The sequence below is a fragment of the Bacillus sp. GB_SG_008 genome (genome assembly GCF_052038115.1).
GTDB classification, from domain to species: domain Bacteria; phylum Bacillota; class Bacilli; order Bacillales; family Bacillaceae_G; genus Bacillus_A; species Bacillus_A rhizoplanae.
In genome coordinates this window covers 428,878-451,261 of record NZ_JBPZSK010000003.1, presented here as the reverse complement: position 1 = coordinate 451,261, position 22,384 = coordinate 428,878, and the positions used below count along the sequence as shown (strand labels likewise).

Genomic DNA, 22,384 nt, shown 5'->3' with positions numbered 1-22,384 from the left:
ATAGGATGAGGAAATGAAAAATATTATTAAGGTCGAAGCAGTAGAAAAATATTTTGGGGACCAAGTTATTATTCCACCGCTTTCTTTAGATATTAAAGAAGGAGAGTTTGTAACAATTCTTGGTCCGAGTGGTTGTGGGAAAACAACGTTACTTCGTATGATTGCTGGCTTTGAGACACCAACAAAAGGTACGATTGCACTTGATGAAGAAAAGATTAATGACTTGCCTCCTTATAAACGTCATATGAATTTAGTATTCCAGCATTATGCGCTATTCCCGCATATGACCGTTGAGAAAAATATTCGTTTTGGACTGAAGATGCAAAAGGTTGCTGAAGCAGAACAAAAAGAGCGTGCTGAGGAAGCGATGCGTTTAACACAGTTAACAGAATTCCGTAATCGTAAGCCGGCTAAACTTTCTGGTGGGCAACAGCAGCGTGTGGCGATTGCGCGTGCAATTGTAAATAATCCTCGTGTGTTGTTATTAGATGAGCCACTAGGAGCGCTAGACTTTAAGCTTAGAAAAGATTTGCAACGTGAATTGAAAAACTTACAACGTAATCTTGGTATTACGTTCATTTATGTGACGCATGATCAAGAAGAAGCGATGAGCATGAGCGATCGCATCGTGGTTATGAACAAAGGTCACATTGAACAAATCGGAACACCAAAAGAAATTTATCATAAACCAAAAACGCTGTTCGTTGCAAAATTTATTGGGGAAAACAATATTATTCAAACAGGGGAAACTTATGTGGCAGTACGTCCAGAACATGTAAAAGTACGTTCGGTGGAAGAGCAAGCTGTCCCTGGATACCACCTTGGTCATATTGAAGATATTGAATTTGTTGGAAATATGGAGAAATTATATATTCGCGATGAGAAGACGGCAGAACTATGGATGGCATATCAAAGTGCAGAAGAAGTAATGCAGTGGGACATTGGTGATAATGTATATGTAGGCTGGGAGCAAGCGGATGAGGTGACCTTAAATTGAAAAAAGGAAAATTACTTGCATTACCTACAGCTATTTGGTTGTGTGCCTTCTTCTTAGTCCCTCTCTTGTTTGTATTAGCTTTTGCATTTATGCAGCGCGGGGCGTATGGGACAGTTGAGATGAGCTTTACGTTAGAGAATATGAGACGTGTGTTTGATCCGCTCTATATGGAGACGTTATGGGAAACAGTGAAAATTGCGGTTATTACAACAGTACTTTGTTTATTGATTGGATATCCATTTGCTTATACGATAACAATTGTGGATCGTAAATGGCAATCTATTTTACTACTTCTTGCAACAATTCCGTTTTGGATTAACTTTTTAATACGTTCGTATGCTTGGATTATTATTTTACGTTCACAAGGACTTGTTAATACAGTATTGATGAAGTTAGGTGTTATTAGTGAACCTTTAAATTTATTATATAATACGCCATCTGTTATTTTAGGAATGGTATATTCACTATTACCGTTTATGATTTTACCTGTATATGCAGCAATTGCACAGCTTGATAAGAGAAAATTAGAAGCTGCATACGATCTAGGAGCCACACCGCTTAAAGCGTTTTGGCATGTAACAATTCCAATGACGATGTCAGGGATAGCGACGGGTTCGATTTTAGTATTTGTGTCATCTATTGGTATGTTCGTTGTATCAGATATCATGGGTGGTTCGAAAGTTGCATTAATCGGAAATGTTATTCAAAATCAGTTTTTAGGTGCACGTGATTGGCCGTTTGGATCAGCATTATCTATCATTGTTGTGTTATTCTCCGTTCTGTTAATTTATTTATATTATCGTGCTACGAAAGTATATAACTATGGAAACGGAGGGGAATAAACGAATATGAAAAAGTTTTTAGTCACCTATTCTTGGTTGATTTTATTGTTTCTTTATTTACCAATGATGGTACTCATGGTGTATTCGTTTAATGACTCGCGTATTAATGCGGAGTGGCAAGGCTTTACACTTCATTGGTATACAGATTTATTTCAAAAACAGGATGTACTGGATGCGTTTGTAAACAGTTTAACAATTGCTGTTGTTACGACAATTGTTTCCACGCTGCTTGGTGTTTTGTTTGCAGTTGCTCTGCATCGTTATAAATATCGTTTTGAAGGTGCAATTAACGGACTTGTATATTTACCAATTTTAATTCCAGATATTTTAATGGGATTATCACTTCTAATTTTGTTTAGTCAGCTTGGGATTGAACTTGGGAAAATGACAATTATTATTGCTCATATTACATTTAGTGTTTCATTTGTTGTTATTATTTTATCGGCACGACTTTCAGGTATGGGACGTGATTTAGAAGAAGCGGCGAATGATTTAGGTGCGACTCCGTGGCAAACGTTTCGTTATGTGACGCTACCAGGACTCACACCAGGTATTATTTCAGCGGCATTATTAACATTTACATTATCTATTGATGATTTCGTTATTAGCTTCTTCGTATCAGGACCAGGATCAACAACATTACCGCTGTATATTTACAGTATGGTAAAACATGGTGTAACGCCAGAAATCAATGCGCTTTCTACAATTTTGATTGTTGTGATTGTTGGATTAATGATTGCTTCTGAAATGTTCCGTAAAAAAGGTGCGGATGGAGAAGAAAATTCAGGAGGCCATTTGCCATTATAATAGATGAACGAATACAGGTTGCATCTATTAAGCTCAAATTCAGGAGGGAATGCAAATGAAATGGATGAAAGTAGCTGCCAGTACAGTACTTACTTTCGGAATTACCGCTGGAGTGTTAGCAGGATGCGGTGAAAAGAAAGAGGAATTAAATATTTACAGCTGGGCTGATAACTTTGATGAGCAAGTTATTAAAGACTTTGAAAAAAAGTATAACGTTAAAGTGAACTATGATAAGTATGCAAGTAATGAAGAAATGCTTGCAAAATTACAAGCAGGCGGTGCACAGTATGATTTAATTCAACCGTCTGATTATATGGTAAAAACAATGGTAAACATGAATTTGTTAGAGCCGTTAGATAAAAAGAACATTCCGAATGTAGAAAATCTTGTTTCGAACTTTAAAACGCCTCCGTTTGATCCGGAAAATAAGTATTCTATTGTTTATACATGGGGCGTAACAGGGATTGCTTATAATAAAAAATATGTGAAAGAAACGCCAACAAGTTGGAGTGATCTTTGGGATGAAAAATATAAAGGTCACGTAGAGTTATTAAATGATTCTCGTGAAGTGCTTGGTATGGGACTTAAGAAAAATGGATTTTCAAATAGTACGCAAAATGATGCTGAATTAAAAACAGCTTTCACGGATATTCAAAAATTATTACCAAATGTATTAGCGTTTGATACAGATAATATTAAGCAAAATTTCATTACAGAAGAAGCATGGATTGGTACAGTATGGTCTGGAGATGCAGCGTTTATTGCAAAAGAGAATAAAGATGTTGGTTACGTAGTTCCAAAAGAAGGCGGAACAATTTGGGCAGATACATTAGCGATTCCAAAAGGTGCAAAACATAAAGAGCTTGCAGAGAAGTTTATTAACTACTTAATGGATCCAAAAGTCAGTGTGAAAAACTATGAATCCATTGGATATAGTAATCCAAATGAAAAAGCTCGTTCTCTTCATAGTAAAGAATATCAAGAGAATCGTATGATTTTCTTAACACCAGAAGAGTTAAGTCGTACAGAATGGCTTGTCGATGTGGATGGGAAATTAAAAGATTATGATCGTTACTGGACAGAACTAAAGACAGGAAAAGGGAAGTAATAAAAAAACGCGATTTCTTAGCGGAAATCGCGTTTTTTTATAGCAGGGGGAACTGAAGGTTGAAAAAGAAATTACATATGTATGAGATGATGTGCATCATACTTTTGCTTGGATTATTTAGTATCATTGCATGGAAAGTACGTTCAGGCGGAGTAACGATAGTTGATGAATATGTGAGAACGATGGTAAAGGGATTTCAAACGGAAGCATCGCTTTCATTTTTTCGTTATTTTACAAAACTCGGTTCTGAAATTGGAATTGTAAGTGTGCTAGTAGTAAGTCTTTTCTTTTTTTGGAAGAAGCGTTATTACGTAGCGATGGTAATATATCCTCTTTCTATTATTAGTACGAATCTTATTAATAAGCTTATCAAATCCATTGTAAAAAGAGATCGTCCGAATATAAATGAGGCGCTAGATGCACTTGGATATAGCTTTCCGAGTGGACATGCGATGTTAGTGATTGTTACGTATGGATTTCTTGCTTATATCATCGCAGCAAACGTAAAAAGTGCAGTAGGGAAATGCTTTGTAACGATATTGGCAATTGTATTCATTGTCTTAATTGGACTAAGTCGCATCATTTTATCTGTACATTATCCGACTGATGTTTTAGCTGGTTATTGTATGGGTGGTATATTACTTATTATCACGATTTACTTACATCGCTTATTTTCAGCTCGTTTTCAAACGAATCAGGAACGTTAAAAAAAGGCTATCCTTTTGGTTAAAAGGATAGCTTTTTTTATCCCGCTATTCGCGGGCAGTAAGACCCCCACCTCAAGATTGAGAGAGAATCGAAGAAGCTAGATGGGGGATGAAAAAAGCCCCTACTGATGGAAGTTTCACTTTACGAGCTGGAGAATGGATATGATACACTAAGACATAGAATGGAGAAGAGGGATAGGTGATATTTGGTGAAAACAACTGTACATAAAGTAGATGCATGGGGAAAGGTTGGAGCGTTCTTATATCGATTTCGCTATACAACGATTGCTCTATTAGTATTGCTAGCTGTGACACTTGGCATATTTGCACCGAAGCTTCCAGGGGTATTAGGCGGGGATGGATTTCAAACGGAAGGCGATTATCAAACGACAAAAGGGATATTAGAGAAAGACTTTAAACAGTCACAAGATACGCTCCTGCTTGTCTTTCAAAAAGAACAAGGTGTGTCTCAGCAAAGATTTACAGAGAGAATTGATGAGATTGTAAAAAAAATTCAAAAAGAAGAAACATACGATTCTTTTCATCATCCTATAGAAAACAAAGCAATGTTACAGGATGATATTGCTTATGCAACCATTTTATTTTCCGGGAAAACAAGTAAAGAGAGGAAAGAAAAAACATTAGACTTTGCAAAGGAGATTCAAAGAGAAAGTAACGGGGAAGTAAAAGTGTCTCCAACTGGATATCCAGTCATTAATGATGAAATAAATACAAGAACACAAAATGATTTGAAAGTAGCAGAGATGATTGGTTTGCCAATTGCTTTTCTTGTATTATTGCTTTCTTTTGGTAGCTTGTTTGCATCTATTTTGCCTATTTTAAACGGAGCGCTAAGTGTTATTAGTACGATGGGGATTTTATATTTTATCGGAGAACAAAAGGAACTTTCTATTTTTGTACTAAACGTGGCGCCGATGATTGGGCTTGCTTTATCCATTGATTTTGCTCTTTTATTTGTGAATCGTTTTCGAGAAGAGCTTGCACATCGTTCTGTTAAAGAAGCAATTATAGTTACATATCAAACGGCTGGTCGTGCAATTATTTTCTCAGGTTTATGTGTATTTGTTGGTTTATCTGGTTTATTCTTTTTCAAAATTGATTATATTCAATCTGTCGCAATTAGTGGGATGATTGTTGTAGTAATGAGTATTTTATTTTCTTTAACGATGCTCCCAGCATTGTTAGCATTAATGGGGAAACGTTTAATAGGAAAGAACCAAAATGTTCATCGTACAGCACCAATGTGGCGTAAATTTGCACAGTTTGTAATGAAGTATCCGATTGTGATGACAGTTGCTGTATTTACATTTATTATTATTTGTTTATTACCGCTGCGCAGTGCAGATTTACAGTTCCCTGGTGTAGAATCATTACCTGAGAAAAGTGAAGCGCGCATTGCCTATGAACGTTATGAAGACGCGTTTAATAAAATGGTAAAAACTCATGCAGATGTAACACTTGTTGTTGAAACAAAAGGAAATGTAACAGAAAAAGAAAATTTACAAACGTTGCAAAAGGTTGTGCAGAAGTTAAAGAATGATAAAAATGTATATGAAGTAAAGAGTCTATATGAGCAGCTTGGAAATATGTCTGCAGAACAACTGTCAGCAATGCTGCAATCGCCAAGTCGTGCGCAAGTAGAGCCAGTATTAGAGGCGTATGTGAAAGATAATAAGACAACAATTGAAATTGTTTTAGATACAAAGCCAAGAACAGAAGAGGCAAAGCAATGGGTGCGAGATTTTAAAGAAAACTATAAAACGGAAGGTATAACGTATTATTTAGGTGGAATGACAACATTTCAACAAGAACTAGAAGATGAGATTAAAAATAAAGTTGTTGTTGGTATGTCTGTTATTTTCGCTTCAACATTTCTGATTTTATTGCTAGCATTTCGTTCGTTGCTTATACCGATTAAAGCAATTGTGATGAATGTGCTTAGTTTAAGTGCGACAATTGGAATTGTCATTTGGCTCTTTGAAGGAGGCCATTTTGGATTAGAACAGAGCTCAGTATTATTTGTATTACCGATCTTTATTTTCGGGTTAGTATTTGGATTAAGTATGGACTATGAAGTATTTCTTATTTCACGTATTCATGAATTATACGAGGAGACAAGAGATAATGATTATGCAACATTAGAGGGATTAGTGTCAACGAGCCGAATTATTACATCAGCCGCACTGATTATGATTGTTGTTACAGGTGCATTTGCTTTTACTGATATTTTGCCAGTGAAACAAATGGGACTTGGCGTTGCGCTAGCGATATTTCTTGATGCAACAATTATTCGATTAATCCTTGTACCGAGTTTAATGAAAATGTTTGGTGAGTGGAACTGGTGGCTCCCATTTAGGAAGAAGAAACAGAAAGAAATGCATTGAAAAATAGCTCTCATCTTATATGGTGAGAGCTATTTGTATGAATAGCCTCCCACCCTTTTAGCGAATAGTATGAGATAAGGAAATTACATATAAGAGTGGGTGAAGACAATGTTTCGTTATTTTAAATTTAAATTGAATGATACTGTACAATTTGCAGAAAATGATGGGCATATGTATCGCATTGTCGGCTATCGGTTAGAAAAAGGTTTTTATCCAAAGGATGAATGGACACATATTATTTATGAACTACTGCGAGAGTTTGATGGGTACACGCTAGATGCGGAAGAAGATGAGCTTGTGAAAGTTATTCAAGTAGAGGAGGAGTATTATAAAATTCATGATATAGGTGAGTATCGTTATCCTGTTAAAATGAAAACACCGCGGAAAAAATGTAATCATGAGACGATAGATCAATTATTAGATGCTTATAATGATTACAAGAAACTAGCTGAATTTTTTAAGGACTTATCATATGAAAGAAAAGCCGAAGAAATGTTGCAGGAGATAAAAAAACTTCGTGCATAAAGTTCAATTAGCATCAGTAGAGTTCTGATGGTAGTTGAAGCAATCGTGCTTTTACGGACAGTTCAATAATTGTTGAACTGTCTTTTTAACTATGCGTTAGTAGGGATTTTCCGTTACAATAAGAGGATTAATAGAAATAAGGTGATTATATGAAAGTAAAGAAAATGGGAGAATGGTGTGAGATTACGGTTCCTTCTGTATGGGAGGGACGAACGATTGATTCTATTTTGAAAGAAGAATGGCAAGTTCCGAAAAAATTATTACATCACTATCGTATGGAAAAAAGCATTCTTGTTAATGGAGAAGGAAAACGCTGGAGTGAACAACTGCAAGAAGGAGATAAATTGCAAGTTCATATGTTCATGCAAGAGGAGTATGACGTGGAACCAGAGTTTTATGATATAGAAATCATATATGAAGATGATCATGTATTGATTGTTAACAAGCCAATACAAGTAGATACGCATCCTGCAAGTAAAGGCGGGACAGGGACATTAGCAAACTATGTAGCATTTCATTTGCAAATGCAAGGAATTGAAACAAAGGTACGTCACATTCACCGGCTAGATAAGGATACAACAGGCGGAGTCGTTTTTGCAAAGCATGCATTAGCTGGTGTGATTATGGATCGATTATTGATGGAACGCAAAATTAAGAGAACATATATGGCACTTGTTGAAGGGAAAGTACAAAAGAAGCGGGGCACAATCGATGCTCCAATTGGACGAGATCGTCACCATGCATCGAGGCGCCGTGTTTCTCCAAAAGGTGATCGTGCTGTAACGCATTATGAGGTCGTGCAATATTCAAAAGAGAGCAATGTAACACTCGTTAAAGTTCAATTAGAAACGGGAAGAACACATCAAATACGTGTTCATATGAGTTATCTCGGTCATCCACTGGTCGGCGATGTATTGTATGGAGGTAAGACAAAGCTACTTTCTCGCCAAGCATTACATGCTGCTCACATTTCAATGTTACATCCGATTACAAAACGTCAAATTGACGTAGATATACCTCTTCCTCATGACTTTTCTCATATATTACATTCTTATATGTATACAAAATAAATAGAGCCTTTTTAGAAGGCTCTATTTATTCCGCTATTTGCAGGCAGTAATCCTAAAACTCCAAATTCAGCAGAAAGCAAAGAAGTTAGATAGGAGATAAACTGCTAATTGGTTGAACAAATAATCAGTGGGGAGAACCCCCACTGATTAAAGTTTCATTTTATGCTTACTTTGAAATAAATTCTTGTGTCCAGTAGTTTCCGTTTTCTACGTAACCAACACCGATGTGCGTGTATCCGCTATTTAAAATATTTGCACGGTGACCTGCACTATTCATCCAAGCTTGTACAACTTCTTCTGGAGTTTGTTGTCCCTGTGCAATATTTTCACCAGCAGATCTGTATGAAATACCAAACTGTTTCATCATATCAAACGGAGAACCGTATGTTGGGCTAGTGTGATCGAAGTAATGATTTTTTTGCATATCTTCTGATTTAACACGTGCCATTTTGCTTAACTCAGTGTCTACTTTTAATGCTGGTAAACCTTGTTTTGCACGTTCAGCATTTGTTAAATCAACAACTTTTTGCTCAAATGCGCTTAATGAACCTTTTGAGTCATCAGCTGGTTTATCAGCAGGCTTATTAGCTTGGTTGTTATCAGCTGGTTTATCAGCAGGTTTAGTTGCTTGGTTGTTATCAGCTGGTTTATCAGCAGGCTTCTCAGCAGGCTTCTCAGCAGGCTTCTCAGCAGGCTTCTCAACAGGCTTCTCAGCTGGTTTATCAGCAGGCTTATTAGCTGGGTTGTTATCAGCTGGTTTATCAGCAGGTGTATTTGTTTCGTTGTTATTAATTGGGTTTGTAATTACAACATCTCCCCAAGGAGTTGTAATAGTTACGTTAGTTGGTTGTCCAGGAATTACACAGTTACCTGGTTGAAAAGCACCTGGATTCCATTTTGCATATGAGTTTAAAAGAGATGTTAAGAAAGATTGGAAGTCTTGTTGATTCATATGTTGCATGAAAAATGGAGATTGCGAAATATTTTGAACTTTAATTGGTGATGGTTGCACTGTTTCTGCTTTCGCACCATTTGTTCCTAATCCAAATGTAAGAGCAGTTGCTGCTGCTACAGATAGTAAAACACGTTTTTTCATTATAATTGTCCCCCTATGTAAAAGTTTATGAAACTGTTATCACACAGATTTTATTTTTGTCGGCCTGTTTGACTGACAAATTCATCGTAGCACAGATTTTGTCGAAAAAAGGTTGGAAAAAAATTCATAGGTTATGAGATTTCCTTTTTTATCCTAGATTTTAGAGAAAGAACAAATGCCGAAATACTAGATGGTATAAGGAATAGACAGTATTTTTTCTGAGGAGAAATAAAAGATAAATTGGATATAACTTCCGGTGAAGAGGAAGAGAAAAGGGATAACATCAGCATTTATAGAGGAGTAACGAGGAATATTATGGATGCTTTTTTACGTAATTGTAATCTTTTTGTCGTTCTTTTTTACGATACAGTAACATACTTTTAATGTTGTAGACGATAAAAAAGACGGGCGTATCTTTAATAGAGAAAGGTACGTCCGTCTTTCATTTAAAATTATCGTTCTTTTTGTGTTACTGCTTCAAGTAATAAGTCTACAATATGAACTCCTTGCATTTTATGAGAAAGACCCTCACGTTCAATACCAAGTTTCATTTGTAATAAACAGCCAGGATTTGCTGTTACAATTGTTGTTGCTTCGGTTTCATGAACTCGTTCCATTTTGTAGTCTAAAAACTCCATTGATAGTTCAGAATGTACAATATTATAAATACCAGCTGAACCACAGCAACGATCGGCATCTTTCATTTCTTTATAAGTTACGCCTTGAATCGCTTGTAATAGCTTGCGAGGTTCAGAAGATGTACGCATCACGTTTCGTAAATGACAAGAATCTTGATACGTAATGACTTGCGGTGGCAGACGTAAGTCGGTGCGTTTATGAAAATCTAATTCTACTAATATAGAAGAAATATCTTTAATGTTCGCAACAAATTGTTTTGCACGGTCTGCCCATTCTGGATCATCTTTTAATAAATAGTCGTAATCAACTAAATAGGCTCCGCAGCCACCAGCGTTTGTAATAATATAATCAATTTTTAAGTCTTCAAATGCTTGAATGTTTTTCTTCGCAAGCTCTTTTGCACCGCTCTTTTCACCAGCATGGCCGTGCAGGGCCCCGCAGCAATTTTGATCTTTTGGAATGACAACATCACAACCAGCAATTTGCAATAGTTTCATCGTTGCATTATTTGTTTCTAAGAACATTGTATCCATTAAACAGCCAGTAAAGAAAGCAACACGTTTTTTCGTTACTGCTTTTGCTGATAAAAATTCAGGTCGATTTTTCATTTCTTTCATTTTTGGTACTTTTGGAAGAACGAGATCCATTGTTGCTAATGTTTGAGGGAATAACTTCATAATCCCTGTTTTATGTGTGAATGTTTGTAAGCCGGAACGCTGATAAAACCCAATCAGTCCTGTTAATGTCCGCATACGATTTTGATGAGGGAATAACCCTTCAAAGACAATTTTACGAACAGCTTTGACTGGGATAGAGAATGTTTTGTTTTGATTTATAATATCACGTGCTTCTTCTAATAAATGTCCATAATTAACGCCCGATGGACAAACGGGTTCACAAGCGCGGCAGCCAAGACAAACATTTAGCGTGTTTTCTATGTCTTCATCTGGTTCAATTAAGCCATCAACGACTGCTTTCATTAACGCAATGCGTCCGCGCGGAGAGTGTGATTCTTGAAACCCAGATTGAATGTAGGTTGGACATGTTGGTAAACAAAAGCCGCAGCGCATACAGTTCAGCAGTTCATCTTCATTTAAACGTTCTTTAAATTCTTTTTGAATTTGCCTTGTATTTAATGTAGTCATTGCTGAGCCACCACTCTTTTACGAGAGTCTTTTGCAAACATTTTACCAGGATTCATAATATTGTTTGGATCAAATGCTTGCTTAATAGCTTTCATCGCAGCAATGCCTTCTTTACCAAGCTTTAGCTCTAAGTAAGGAGCCTTCATCGCACCAACGCCATGTTCACCTGTAATGGTGCCGCCAAGTTCAATCGCTTTTGCGAAGATCTCCGCAAAGGCTTGTTCCGCACGGTGCATTTCTTCTTCATTACGAGCATCTGTCATACAAGTAGGGTGGAGGTTACCGTCACCAGCATGACCAAATGTACAAATGGGAATGTTATATTTTTTTGCAATTTCATTAATTGCTTCGACCATCGGCGCAATTTGCGAACGAGGCACTGTTGCATCTTCTAAAATTGTTGTTGGTTTTAATCGTGCTAATGCAGATAGCGCACTGCGGCGTGCTGTGCGAAGTGCATCTGCTTCTGTTTCATCTTTTGCAACGCGAACATCAACAGCATGAAGAGAACGGCAAATGTTTGCCATCTTTTCAATATCACGGTTTACTACTTCCGGAGAACCATCTTGTTCAATGAGCAGAACGGCTTTTACATCTGTTGGTAAGCCGATTTGAGCAAATTCTTCTACGACTTCAATGGTCGGTTGATCTAAAAATTCTAATGTTGCGGGAATAATTTTGTTTGCAATAATCGCAGAAACAGCACGTGCAGCTTCATTAATATCTTGATATAAAGCTAGCATTGTTTTTTTCGTTTCTGGCATTGGAACAAGCTTTAGAATTGCTTCTGTTACAACGCCAAGTGTTCCTTCAGATCCAATAAATAAACGTGTTAAATCATAGCCAGCTACATCTTTTGCTAATTTTCCACCTGTGCGAATAATATCACCATTTGGTAGAACTGTTTCAAGTCCCATGACATAATCACGCGTTACCCCGTATTTTAAACCGCGTAAACCACCAGAATTTTCATTAATGTTTCCCCCGATTGTTGAAATTTTCATCGAGCTTGGATCTGGTGGATAAAATAATCCTTTTTCCTCAGCAGCTTTAATAATATCTAATGTAATGACACCAGCTTGCACTGTAATTGTTAAATTTTCTTCATCAATTTCTAAAATGCGATTCATATGGCGGAAAATAAGGACGATTCCACCTTCTAGCGGACAAGTTCCTGCGCAAAGATTCGTTCCAGAGCCGCGTACGTATACAGGAATCTTATGTTCGTTACATATTTTTAAAACTTCTGCTACTTCTTGCGTATTACGAGGTGCGACAACGGCATCTGGCATTGCCTGAAAGTTTGGAGTCGCATCGTAACTATACGTTAAACGTCCCATGTTAGACGTATCTACATTCTCTTTACCAACAATGGATACGAGTGCATCAACAATTTGTTGTTTTAACATACTGAAAATCCCCCTCAAACTGTTATGCAAAGTTTTTTCGAATACAAACTTTGTCACAGTGTTTTTCTATTTTTATGATAAAAAAAAGCGGGGGCTCCCGCTATGTGTGAATAAACAAATATTATCCTATTTTCCCTTCTTTTTTTGGATGATTATCTAATAAGAGTAGGGCGAAATATAAAATGACTAAATCCTTTATTTGCTTTGGATCTAATTCGGTGTGTTCTTCAATTTTTTTTAAGCGGTAATGCAATGTATTGATATGAATATGAAGTATTTCCGCTGTTTGTTTATACGATTGATTGTTTTCGATAAATAAACGCAATGTTTCAATCAATTCAGTTTCTGTATGAAGTTTATGAATGGTGCGTTGTAAAAATGCTTCACGCGTACGGGGAGTAATATCCTGAAGACACATTTCTAAGCGCAAATCTTCATTAAAAACAATGTCTGTCGTTTTTTGAGAAACAGTAAGTGCTCGGAGTGCTTGTTCATAAGAGTGGTGCATCTCACTTGGTGCAACTGCTTGTCCAATACCGATGCTTAATATAATAGGAAATAATGTTTCACATTCATATTTTAATCGCTTTAAAAATTGAAATGTTTCTTTTTTTGTTTTAAACGACTGAAATAAAATAAAGCGGTCGTTGCCCCAGCGTACAAACAAGTCTTGTTTTGGTAAAAGGTTGCGTATATGTTGCCAAATTTTCCGCTGGAGCATCGAATCATCTTGATTATATGAAAGTAAAATGAGTTGTTTATTTTTTTGTAAATCAATTCCAAGGGTTTTTGCGCGGTCTAAGAAGCTAGAGGACCAATCAGTACCTTGGAGCCAATCAAATACGAATGCTTCGTATGAGCGTTGTTCAAGTTCTAATTGTTCTACAAAATAGTTTTCGTGAATTAATAGCTCAGTCATTTTCCGTAATATTTCTCCGTACTGTGAAATATTTTCAGGATCTCCTGTAATTCCAATTACACCAATCACTTCATCGTGAAAGAGGAGAGGGAGGTTGATGCCTGCTTTTACGCCGCATAGGCTCTGTTCATCTTCATTTGTAATAATTACCGTCCTTTTTTGCTCCGCACAGCGAAGAGCTCCTTCGTGAAAGCTTCCAAGCCTTTCCTGGTCTGTACTTGCGATAATTGTTCCGTTTATGTCAATAATGATAATATTTTCGGTAATGAGTCTTCGTACTTCACGGACAATTTTATTTGCTAGATCGGGAAATAGCATACTTTTAACACCCACTATTTTTATATTTGTTTTACCATTATATAGTGATTATGATAAAGAAAAAAGATTTCACACTTTCCTCACAATTATTTGCTATTTTACAAGTATATCGAAACTGTCCATAATGGAGGTAATCTTTTGAAAAAGTGGTTTATTTCACTTTGTATCGTACTATTACTTACAGGGTGTAAGGGAGGGGCTTATCAGTCTATTGATCCAAAAAGGGATCTTCTCATTACGACAAATATAAAAGAAGGAAGTATTAGCTTTATTGATACTGATACGAAAAAAACAATTACAACGTGGCATTTAAATGAACCTATTATGGGAACAACGTTGTTACCAGACGGGAATCGTTTGCTTGTGTATGGTAAGCAACTAGATTATATATATGTGTATTCTTTAAAAGATGGAAAGCAGCTTGAGAAATGGAATACAGGAAAAGGAATAGCAAACATCTTATTATCTGAAAATGGAAAAGAATTGTTCCTAGCGGATCAAAATCAGCAAAAAATTCGTATTTTCACAACCGATGGAAAAGAAAAAGAGAGTATTTCGGTGGGGAAAGGCCCGCTTACCATGGTGCAACATAATAAGATGTTATATGTTCTCAATTTTTATGATACGAAATTGTCTAGCATTGATGTGAAACAAAAAAAGGTTGTGAACTCTTTTATGATTCCGCCGGCTTCAACTGGTGCGGTTCTTAGCAAAGATGGAAAGGACATCTTTATTGGTGGACACGGTGACGGTAAACAAGTAAATGAAAAAGTACTTGAGTATTCTCTCGAAGATGGCGAAATGCTTCAATCGTTAGATGCACCATTTATGCCAATTAACTTGTCTGCAGATCAACAATTTATTTATGTACTTAGCCACGGATCTAGCACGCTGAGAAAGTTCGATGGAAAAACGTATAAAGAAGTAGATTCTCTTGAAGTAGGGTCGAATCCATTTGCATTTTGGCAAATTGGCAATGAAGGGTATGTTGCGAGCTATGATAGTGATGAAGTGTACGTTGTAGATTTAAACGAAATGAAAATAAAACAGACGATTTCGGTTGGTAAAGGGCCATTTCAATTTGTGCAAAGAGTAGGGGAGAAGAAATGAGTAAGTATAAAGTATTACTTGTTGATGATGAAAGTGATATGAGGCAGCTTGTTGGTATGTATTTAGACAACTTTGGTTATGAGTGGAAAGAAGCTCAAAATGGAAAACAGGCACTGCACATACTGGAAACAGAAGACTTTGATTTTGTTATTTTAGATATCATGATGCCAGAAATGGATGGGATTGCGGTATGTAAAGAAATCCGAAAAACATCAGATATTCCAATTATCTTTTTGACAGCAAAAGGGGAAGAGTGGAATCGTGTAAATGGACTGCGGACGGGGGCAGATGATTATATTGTGAAACCATTTAGCCCAGGAGAGTTAATTGCACGTATGGAAGCGGTATTAAGGAGATATACGAAATATGAAGAGCAAGAAGAGATGGAATTTGGACCGATTGTAATTAATGAGAAAAGTCGCCGCGTTGAAATAGAAAATGAGAGTATTTCATTAACTGTTAAAGAATTTGATTTACTTTATTTTCTTTGTCAACATAATGGCCAAGTATTTAGCCGAGAGCAATTGCTTGAAAAAGTTTGGGGCTATGATTACGCTGGCAGCACTCGAACAGTTGATACACATGTGAAAACAATGCGCTTAAAGCTTAAAGAACAGGGGAATTGTATTCAAACTGTTTGGGGCGTAGGCTATAAATTTGAGGTGTAAGATGCTTACGATGGTACAAAAGTTATGGCTTACAGTTGCATGTGCTGTGTGTGTAACAGTTTCGTTTTTATATTTTGTCTCGCTGTATTCGTATGAGAAATTATATGTTCAAAATATTGAAGAGACATTAAAAGCAGAGGGAAATCGTCTTGTGGCGCAATATAGAGCAGATGAGCCCGTAGATGTATTTGAAGAAAAGGTAAAATCATTCGATAAAATTGCGAGCGCAGATGTACTGTTTGTTAGCAATCCGCGTGATTTAAGTGCATGTCTTCCATTTGATGTTCATTACAATTCAATTATTAGTGAGAATGACCGACAAACATTACTAGAAGGAAATACGATTACGAAGATTGGGTATGAAGAACACTTTCATCGTAACATTATGGGTGTCGTTATTCCTGTGTTAGACAATAAAAAGCTAGTTGGCATTGTATATTCTTATCTTCCTTTAAAGAGCATTAAAGATTTAATTTATGAAATGGGACTCATTTTAGCTCCTCTTGCCCTTGTAATGATTGTGCTAACTATATGGATTGGACGAAAGATTGTCATTACAATTACAAAGCCGCTTTCACAAATGGAACGGGTCGCACATCATATGGCAAAAGGAGATTTTTCGCAGCGGATTACGATTTCATCAGAAGATGAAATTGGAAAACTTGGCAAAGCGTTCAATAAGATGGCAAGTTCATTAGAAGAAGAGGATGTGCAGCGAAAAGAATTTTTAGCAAATGTGTCACATGAGCTTCGAACTCCGCTTAGTTATATTAAAGGATATAGTGAAGCGATTATTGATGGAGTAGCAAAAGGAGAGCAGCAATTAAAATTCACCCAGCTTGTTCATAAAGAAGCAGGGCGTATGCAACGGCTTGTTCATGACTTGCTGGATTTAGCACAGCTTGAAGGAGAGCGTTTTCCTCTTAAAAAGCAGCCTATTGTATTTGCGCAGTTAATTGAAGATGTACTAGAGACGTATGAATTACAAGTGATTGAAAAACAAATTGTACTGCATACAACTCTTGATCCAGATATTATTGTCAATATTGATGAAGATAGGATGCAACAAGTGCTTCATAATGTATTAGATAATGCTATTCGCTATACAGGTGAAAAAGGTGCTATTTATGTGCAATTAGAACAACAGGCAGGGCAATGTAAATTGCAAATCATAGATACCGGGATTGGCATTGGTCCGGAACATCTTGAAAAACTGGGTGAACGTTTTTACCGAGTCGATAAAGCAAGAAGCCGCCATAATGGTGGAACGGGACTAGGACTTGCGATTGTAAAACAAATTGTGCACATTCACGGCGGAACGTGGCATATTGAAAGTGAAGAAGGCAGAGGAACGAAAATTTCGATTTATTTACCAATTATCTCTTCGGAATAAATTTTTGTCCATTTTATGAACAAAATGTTTGTACTTCTGTGTATTTAGTTCTAAAATAGATATGGATGCTATTTTCTATATAAAGTGAAACTTACAGCAGTGGGGAGACGGTTTATCTTCCTGCCGATGGTTAGTTGAACGAATCTGGCGCATGCTAGCAGTTATCTCTCGCCTATCTTCTTTGACTTCTCAGAATCTTGAGGTGGGAGTCCTACTGCCCGTTAGCGCGGGATAAATTGTTGTCATTGTTGTTTGGATGATACTGGGGTGATACAACTGGAATACAAATCTATTAAGCCGAAAAAAATTTACGAAGAAGTATCGGAAGCCATTTTAGCAATGATTAAAAATGGTACACTAAAGCCTGGTGACAAACTTCTTCCTGTTCATCAATTGGCAGAGCAGTTTCAAGTTGGCAGATCTGCTGTGCGCGAAGCGTTAAGTGCCTTGCGAGCAATGGGCTTAATTGAGATGAAACAAGGGGAAGGCACGTATGTGAAGAATTTCGATCCATCTTCTTTAACAGCGTCATTAAATACAACTCTATTAATGAAACAAGAGGATATTGTGAATTTATTGGAAGTACGGAAAGTGCTTGAAGTAGGAGCGGCTCGTGCGGCGGCAGTAAAACGTACAGAAGAAAATTTACACAATATGCAGCATTGGTTAGATGAGATGCAAAAAAGCGTAGGAGATGAAAATGCTGGTGAAAAAGCAGATTTTCATTTCCATATGGCAATTGCAGAAGCTTCACACAACAATATTTTGTTAGAATTGATGAACCATGTTTCTGAAATGATCGCTGAAGCAATTGGTGAAACAAGACGAATTATTTTATATGGTGAACAAACAACAGCAGAAAGACTTCTAGAAGAGCATCGAAAAATTTATGAAGCAGTGTTAGAGAATGATATTGAAGCAGCGCAGCAAGCGATGCAAGATCACCTAACGAATGTGGAATGTATGGTCACAGGCATCGAGAAAACAAATTCGTAATATTGTACTTTCAAAATTTTATTTTTTTGATAAAATAGAGAAAGAATAAGTAAGCGTTTTCTAAATAGAAGAAAGAATGAACATGAGCAGTTTATGTTTCGCTTCTTTCTTTTTACTAAGTCATCTGATGACCATATGATTGTTGGCTGAGTTGAAATGAGGGGGAACTATAATATGAAAGTTACATTATTTGTTACATGCTTAGTCGATATGTTTGAAACAAATGTCGGCAAAGCAACGGTTGAAATTTTAGAGCGATTAGGTTGTGAAATTGAATTTCCAGAAGCGCAAGTTTGTTGTGGACAACCAGCTTACAATAGCGGCCACGTAGAAGCAGCAAAAGAAGCAATGAAGCATATGATTAGCACATTTGAAAACGCTGAGTATATCGTTACACCTTCTGGTTCTTGTGCGACAATGTTTCACGAGTATCCACACGTATTTAAAGATGATCCAGAATGGGGACCACGTGCGAAAAAAGTAGCTGAAAAAACATATGAACTGACACAATTTATTGTTGATGTGTTAAAAGTTACTGACGTTGGTGCCCGCTTGGATGGCGTAGCAACGGTTCATAAATCTTGTCATATGACACGTTTACTAGGAGTAAAAGAAGCTCCAGGCATTTTACTATCAAATGTGAAAGGTCTAGAAGTGAAAGAACTACCAAATGTACAAAATTGTTGCGGTTTTGGGGGAACGTTCTCAGTAAAAATGACACCAATTTCTGAGCAAATGGTAGATGAAAAAGTCGACAGTGTCATGGAAACTGGAGCAGATTATTTAATTGGAGCAGACTGTGGGTGTTTGTTAAACATTGGCGGGCGTATCGAGCGTTTAGGAAAAAATGTAAAAGTGATGCATATTGCTGAAGTATTGAATAGCCGCTGATGGAGGGGGAAGTAAGCTATGTCTATGAAAACTAGTGATAAAAAATTTAATGATCGTGTTGGCGAAAATCTTCAAGATTCATTTATGCGCGGAGCAGTATCGTCTGCACAAACGCGTCTATACACAAAACGTTTAGAGGCAGCTGATGAATTAGGAAACTGGGAAGAGTGGCGTGACCTTGGTGAACAAATTCGTCAGCATACGCTAGAAAATTTAGATTATTATTTAATGCAGCTGAGTGAAAATGTATCAAAACGAGGCGGCCATGTTTTCTTTGCGAAAACGAAGGAAGAAGCAGCTGAGTATATTAAACAAGTAGCTGAAAAGAAACAAGCGAAAAAAGTAGTTAAATCAAAATCAATGGTAACAGAAGAAATCGGTATGAACCATGTACTTCAAGAAATCGGCTGTGAGGTCGTTGAGAGTGACTTAGGGGAATACATTTTACAAGTAGACAATGATCCACCATCTCACATTGTTGCACCAGCACTTCATAAAAATAGAACGCAAATTCAAGGTGTGTTTAAAGAAAAATTAGGATATGAAAACTCTGATGATCCATATGAAATGACGAAATTCGTTCGTAAAATTCTTCGTGAAAAATTTATGGATGCAGAAATTGGCGTAACAGGATGTAACTTTGCAGTTGCTAATACAGGTTCTCTTTGTTTAGTAACAAATGAAGGTAACGCAGACCTTGTGATGTCTATCCCGAAAACGCAAATTGCAGTAATGGGTATGGAACGTATGGTTCCAACAATGGAAGAGCTTGATGTTCTTGTTGGTTTACTTTGCCGTAGTGCTGTTGGTCAAAAGCTAACAAGTTATGTAACAGTAGCAGGACCAATTCAAGAAGACGAAGTAGATGGACCTGAAGAGTTCCATTTAGTTGTTGTAGATAATGGTCGTTCTGAAATTTTAGGTTCTGAATTCCGTCAAGTGCTGCAATGTATTCGCTGTGCGGCATGTGTGAATGTATGTCCTGTATATCGTCATGTTGGTGGTCACTCTTACGGATCAATTTATTCAGGTCCAATTGGTGCGGTATTAACACCGCTTTTAGGTGGATATGATGATTATAAAGAACTTCCATATGCGTCTAGTTTATGCGGAGCATGTACAGAAGCTTGTCCGGTAAAAATTCCATTACATGACTTGTTATTAAAACATCGTCAAGTAATTGTGGAAAAAGAAGGACGTGCACCGCTTGCAGAAAAGCTTGCGATGAAGATGTTTAGTATGGGTGCTTCTTCTGCTGCTTTATACAAAATGGGATCTAAAATGGCGCCGGCTGCAATGAGCCCATTCACATCTGGAAACCGCGTTTCTAAAGGTGTGGGACCGCTTAAAAATTGGACGGAGATTCGCGAATTCCCAGCTCCAAGCAAAGAAAGGTTCCGTGATTGGTATAAAGAGCATAAGAAAGGCGGGAATAACTAATGGCAGGAACGATTCAAAATCGTGATTCATTTTTAGAGAATGTCGCAAAACAACTTGGACGTGAGCGTAAAACAGAAGGTGTACAGCGCCCTAAATGGAAAAATAATGTGAATTTAGAGACGTTAAACGATTACTCACAAGAAGAACTATTAGAAGTATTTAAGAAACAATGTAACAACATTCATACGACTGTCATTGAAACGAATAGAGATGAATTAAGTGCAGCGATCAAGAAAGTTATCACAGAAAATGGCGGCGGGCCAATTATGTTATCTCAAGATGATCGTTTTGAAGAGTATGGATTACAACAACTGTTTGGAGCGGAACTTCCAGGCGAAAACGTAGAAGTGAATACTTGGGATCCCGAGAAGAAAGATGAAAACATGAAGTTAGCGGAAAAAGCAAATATCGGAATTTCGTTTAGTGATTATACGTTAGCGGAATCTGGTACAATTGTAGTGCAAAGTCATAAAGGAAGAGGGCGTTCACTACACTTCTTGCCAACTATTTACGTAGCTATTATTCCACGTGAAACATTAGTACCGCGTATTACACAAGCGGTACATGATTTAAATACACGTGTAGAAAATGGGGAAGCACCAGCTTCTTGTATTAACTTTATTACAGGACCAAGTAACTCTGCTGACATTGAAATGAACCTTGTCGTTGGTGTACATGGACCATTAAAAGCATTTTATTTTGTTGTATAAATGGAAAAACAGGCCTAGTAAAGGTCTGTTTTTTTATAGATAAAGATAAGTTTTTGAAAATACAACATGTTCAACTTTTTTGCTATATTAGGTGCGAAAGGAGATGGCGAAATGCTATTTTATGCATATGCTTTTTTCGTTGGCTTGATACTAGGTTCTTTTTATCAAGTCGTTGCCTATCGTATTCCACTCGGTTATTCCATTATAAAACCGCGCTCACACTGTTCGCATTGTCATTATGTATTACAAGTAAAAGAGTTGATTCCTATTGTATCATTTTGTATACAAAAAGGACGGTGCACACATTGTGATATAAAAATCTCACCTTTTCATCCGCTATTTGAGGGTATTGCAGGTATATCGTTTTTCTTTACAGCGTATTTTATCGGTCCTAGTGAGCAGCTTATTATTGTTTGGACTCTATTATCACTTCTTTTCATTGTTACCATCACAGATCTTCTCTATATGGTAATTCCAAATCGTATTTTATTCTTTTTTGCAGGGCTATTTGTAATAGAGCGTTTTTTTATACCACTTTCCCCATGGTGGGATGGATTACTGGGAGCAGCGGTTATGTTTGTGTTCTTATATATTATTCAAGTAATTCATCCAGCAGGTATTGGCGGTGGAGATGTAAAATTGCTCATTTTACTTGGATTTGTAGTTGGAACAAAAGCAATACTACTGTCACTTTGTTTCTCTTCATTATTTGGTCTTTGCTTTCTTACTATTTCTGTTATTATTCGGCGCATGACTTATAAAGAACCGCTTCCTTTTGCACCATTTATTGCGCTTGGAACAGTATGTTCATATAGTATGTGTATGTAGAGGAGGGATTAGATGAACGTATATATGGATGATCAAAGGCCGTGTCCAGCTGGCTTTATGCTAGCTACCACAGTCGAGCAGGCGCTGAATTTTGTTCGGAATAATAGGGTACATACGTTATCGCTCGATTATAATATGGGATTGCGGCAAAAAAACGGATTGTATTTCATAGATATATTTTGTAAGGAAGGCTTACATGTAGAGAAAATTCATTTACATACGAATGATACGATTGGACAACATTATATGTTAAATCGAATACAAAAAGGAAAAGAATCAGGAGAAATTTCTGCGTCTATTATAATAAAATGCGTCGGGAGTTATTAAAAAATATGCATTCCAAGTTGATTGGAATGCATAT

The 22,384-nt window shown here is 36.9% G+C and carries 21 protein-coding genes; 17 read left to right on the top strand and 4 right to left on the bottom strand.

Features of this window, described 5'->3' with window-relative positions; all coding sequences use genetic code 11:
• The first annotated feature begins 13 nt into the window (after positions 1-13).
• The 8 genes from ACTDJC_RS10050 to ACTDJC_RS10015 all read left to right on the top strand — a co-directional run bounded on the left by ACTDJC_RS10050 (position 14) and on the right by ACTDJC_RS10015 (position 8,461).
• On the top strand, positions 14-997 hold the full coding sequence (locus ACTDJC_RS10050; protein ID WP_440603276.1) for an ABC transporter ATP-binding protein: 984 nt from the start codon (positions 14-16) through the stop codon (positions 995-997).
• Positions 994-1,839, top strand: coding sequence for an ABC transporter permease (locus ACTDJC_RS10045; RefSeq protein ID WP_098310929.1), 846 nt, complete (start codon positions 994-996; stop codon positions 1,837-1,839). The genes ACTDJC_RS10050 and ACTDJC_RS10045 overlap by 4 nt, the downstream gene beginning before the upstream one ends.
• A gap of 6 nt (positions 1,840-1,845) precedes the next feature.
• Complete coding sequence (locus ACTDJC_RS10040) at positions 1,846-2,646, top strand: ABC transporter permease (protein ID WP_098310928.1); 801 nt, start codon at positions 1,846-1,848, stop codon at positions 2,644-2,646.
• A 55-nt stretch (positions 2,647-2,701) separates the two neighbouring features.
• Complete coding sequence (locus ACTDJC_RS10035) at positions 2,702-3,754, top strand: polyamine ABC transporter substrate-binding protein (protein ID WP_098310927.1); 1,053 nt, start codon at positions 2,702-2,704, stop codon at positions 3,752-3,754.
• A 59-nt stretch (positions 3,755-3,813) separates the two neighbouring features.
• Complete coding sequence (locus tag ACTDJC_RS10030) at positions 3,814-4,461, top strand: phosphatase PAP2 family protein (RefSeq protein WP_440603275.1); 648 nt, start codon at positions 3,814-3,816, stop codon at positions 4,459-4,461.
• 209 nt (positions 4,462-4,670) lie between these two features.
• Positions 4,671-6,866 (top strand): MMPL family transporter, encoded by a 2,196-nt coding sequence (locus ACTDJC_RS10025; protein ID WP_440603274.1) that lies wholly within the window; start codon positions 4,671-4,673, stop codon positions 6,864-6,866.
• Positions 6,867-6,974: 108 nt separating this feature from the next.
• Positions 6,975-7,391, top strand: coding sequence for a histidinol dehydrogenase (locus ACTDJC_RS10020; RefSeq protein ID WP_098310924.1), 417 nt, complete (start codon positions 6,975-6,977; stop codon positions 7,389-7,391).
• 149 nt (positions 7,392-7,540) lie between these two features.
• The gene (locus ACTDJC_RS10015) at positions 7,541-8,461 is read left to right on the top strand and encodes an RluA family pseudouridine synthase (protein WP_440603273.1); all 921 of its coding nucleotides are present in this window, start codon (positions 7,541-7,543) and stop codon (positions 8,459-8,461) included.
• A gap of 166 nt (positions 8,462-8,627) precedes the next feature.
• Here the strand turns inward: ACTDJC_RS10015 and ACTDJC_RS10010 are convergent, their stop codons facing one another.
• From ACTDJC_RS10010 to ACTDJC_RS09995, 4 genes are all read right to left on the bottom strand, one after another.
• Positions 8,628-9,557, bottom strand: coding sequence for a CAP domain-containing protein (locus ACTDJC_RS10010; RefSeq protein ID WP_440603272.1), 930 nt, complete (start codon positions 9,555-9,557; stop codon positions 8,628-8,630).
• Between the two features lie 452 nt (positions 9,558-10,009).
• Complete coding sequence (locus ACTDJC_RS10005) at positions 10,010-11,341, bottom strand: (Fe-S)-binding protein (RefSeq protein ID WP_440603271.1); 1,332 nt, start codon at positions 11,339-11,341, stop codon at positions 10,010-10,012.
• A complete protein-coding gene (glcD, locus tag ACTDJC_RS10000; RefSeq protein ID WP_098310920.1) occupies positions 11,338-12,750 on the bottom strand; it encodes a glycolate oxidase subunit GlcD in 1,413 nt (470 codons plus the stop codon). Before glcD ends, ACTDJC_RS10005 begins: the two co-directional genes overlap by 4 nt.
• 121 nt (positions 12,751-12,871) lie before the next feature.
• Positions 12,872-13,987: a CdaR family transcriptional regulator gene (locus ACTDJC_RS09995; RefSeq protein ID WP_440603270.1), complete on the bottom strand. Its 1,116-nt coding sequence runs from the start codon at positions 13,985-13,987 to the stop codon at positions 12,872-12,874.
• Positions 13,988-14,125: 138 nt separating this feature from the next.
• On the opposite strand from ACTDJC_RS09995, the gene ACTDJC_RS09990 reads away from it, so the two are divergent.
• The 9 genes from ACTDJC_RS09990 (at position 14,126) to ACTDJC_RS09950 (ending at position 22,350) form a co-directional block, all read left to right on the top strand.
• Complete coding sequence (locus ACTDJC_RS09990) at positions 14,126-15,097, top strand: YncE family protein (protein WP_253629027.1); 972 nt, start codon at positions 14,126-14,128, stop codon at positions 15,095-15,097.
• Positions 15,094-15,765 carry a response regulator transcription factor gene (locus tag ACTDJC_RS09985; protein WP_429709121.1) on the top strand — a complete coding sequence of 224 codons (672 nt, stop codon included), beginning with the start codon at positions 15,094-15,096 and terminating at the stop codon, positions 15,763-15,765. Before ACTDJC_RS09990 ends, ACTDJC_RS09985 begins: the two co-directional genes overlap by 4 nt.
• 1 nt (position 15,766) lies before the next feature.
• Positions 15,767-17,158, top strand: a complete 1,392-nt coding sequence (locus ACTDJC_RS09980; RefSeq protein WP_440603269.1) for a sensor histidine kinase — start codon at positions 15,767-15,769, stop codon at positions 17,156-17,158.
• Between the two features lie 306 nt (positions 17,159-17,464).
• Positions 17,465-18,154 (top strand): FadR/GntR family transcriptional regulator, encoded by a 690-nt coding sequence (locus ACTDJC_RS09975; protein WP_255258176.1) that lies wholly within the window; start codon positions 17,465-17,467, stop codon positions 18,152-18,154.
• Between the two features lie 174 nt (positions 18,155-18,328).
• Positions 18,329-19,045 (top strand): (Fe-S)-binding protein, encoded by a 717-nt coding sequence (locus tag ACTDJC_RS09970; RefSeq protein WP_098310914.1) that lies wholly within the window; start codon positions 18,329-18,331, stop codon positions 19,043-19,045.
• Positions 19,046-19,063: 18 nt separating this feature from the next.
• Complete coding sequence (locus tag ACTDJC_RS09965) at positions 19,064-20,485, top strand: LutB/LldF family L-lactate oxidation iron-sulfur protein (RefSeq protein WP_098310913.1); 1,422 nt, start codon at positions 19,064-19,066, stop codon at positions 20,483-20,485.
• Positions 20,485-21,195 (top strand): LutC/YkgG family protein, encoded by a 711-nt coding sequence (locus ACTDJC_RS09960; RefSeq protein ID WP_098310912.1) that lies wholly within the window; start codon positions 20,485-20,487, stop codon positions 21,193-21,195. Before ACTDJC_RS09965 ends, ACTDJC_RS09960 begins: the two co-directional genes overlap by 1 nt.
• 111 nt (positions 21,196-21,306) lie before the next feature.
• Entirely contained in the window at positions 21,307-22,023 is a 717-nt protein-coding gene (locus tag ACTDJC_RS09955; RefSeq protein ID WP_440603268.1) for a prepilin peptidase, read from the top strand.
• 12 nt (positions 22,024-22,035) lie between these two features.
• The gene (locus ACTDJC_RS09950; protein WP_440603267.1) at positions 22,036-22,350 is read left to right on the top strand and encodes a cyclic-phosphate processing receiver domain-containing protein; all 315 of its coding nucleotides are present in this window, start codon (positions 22,036-22,038) and stop codon (positions 22,348-22,350) included.
• The last annotated feature ends 34 nt before the right edge of the window (positions 22,351-22,384 follow it).

Coding starts and splice junctions, on each gene's coding strand:
- ACTDJC_RS10040 (WP_098310928.1), top strand. CDS start 1,846: ATGAAAAAGTTTTTAGTCACCTATTCTTGGTTGATTTTATTGTTTCTT.
- glcD (WP_098310920.1), bottom strand. CDS start 12,750: ATGTTAAAACAACAAATTGTTGATGCACTCGTATCCATTGTTGGTAAA.
- ACTDJC_RS10020 (WP_098310924.1), top strand. CDS start 6,975: ATGTTTCGTTATTTTAAATTTAAATTGAATGATACTGTACAATTTGCA.
- ACTDJC_RS10035 (WP_098310927.1), top strand. CDS start 2,702: ATGAAATGGATGAAAGTAGCTGCCAGTACAGTACTTACTTTCGGAATT.
- ACTDJC_RS10005 (WP_440603271.1), bottom strand. CDS start 11,341: ATGACTACATTAAATACAAGGCAAATTCAAAAAGAATTTAAAGAACGT.
- ACTDJC_RS10010 (WP_440603272.1), bottom strand. CDS start 9,557: ATGAAAAAACGTGTTTTACTATCTGTAGCAGCAGCAACTGCTCTTACA.
- ACTDJC_RS09995 (WP_440603270.1), bottom strand. CDS start 13,987: ATGCTATTTCCCGATCTAGCAAATAAAATTGTCCGTGAAGTACGAAGA.
- ACTDJC_RS09970 (WP_098310914.1), top strand. CDS start 18,329: ATGAAAGTTACATTATTTGTTACATGCTTAGTCGATATGTTTGAAACA.
- ACTDJC_RS09950 (WP_440603267.1), top strand. CDS start 22,036: ATGAACGTATATATGGATGATCAAAGGCCGTGTCCAGCTGGCTTTATG.
- ACTDJC_RS10050 (WP_440603276.1), top strand. CDS start 14: ATGAAAAATATTATTAAGGTCGAAGCAGTAGAAAAATATTTTGGGGAC.
- ACTDJC_RS10015 (WP_440603273.1), top strand. CDS start 7,541: ATGAAAGTAAAGAAAATGGGAGAATGGTGTGAGATTACGGTTCCTTCT.
- ACTDJC_RS09960 (WP_098310912.1), top strand. CDS start 20,485: ATGGCAGGAACGATTCAAAATCGTGATTCATTTTTAGAGAATGTCGCA.
- ACTDJC_RS09965 (WP_098310913.1), top strand. CDS start 19,064: ATGTCTATGAAAACTAGTGATAAAAAATTTAATGATCGTGTTGGCGAA.
- ACTDJC_RS09955 (WP_440603268.1), top strand. CDS start 21,307: ATGCTATTTTATGCATATGCTTTTTTCGTTGGCTTGATACTAGGTTCT.
- ACTDJC_RS09980 (WP_440603269.1), top strand. CDS start 15,767: ATGCTTACGATGGTACAAAAGTTATGGCTTACAGTTGCATGTGCTGTG.
- ACTDJC_RS09985 (WP_429709121.1), top strand. CDS start 15,094: ATGAGTAAGTATAAAGTATTACTTGTTGATGATGAAAGTGATATGAGG.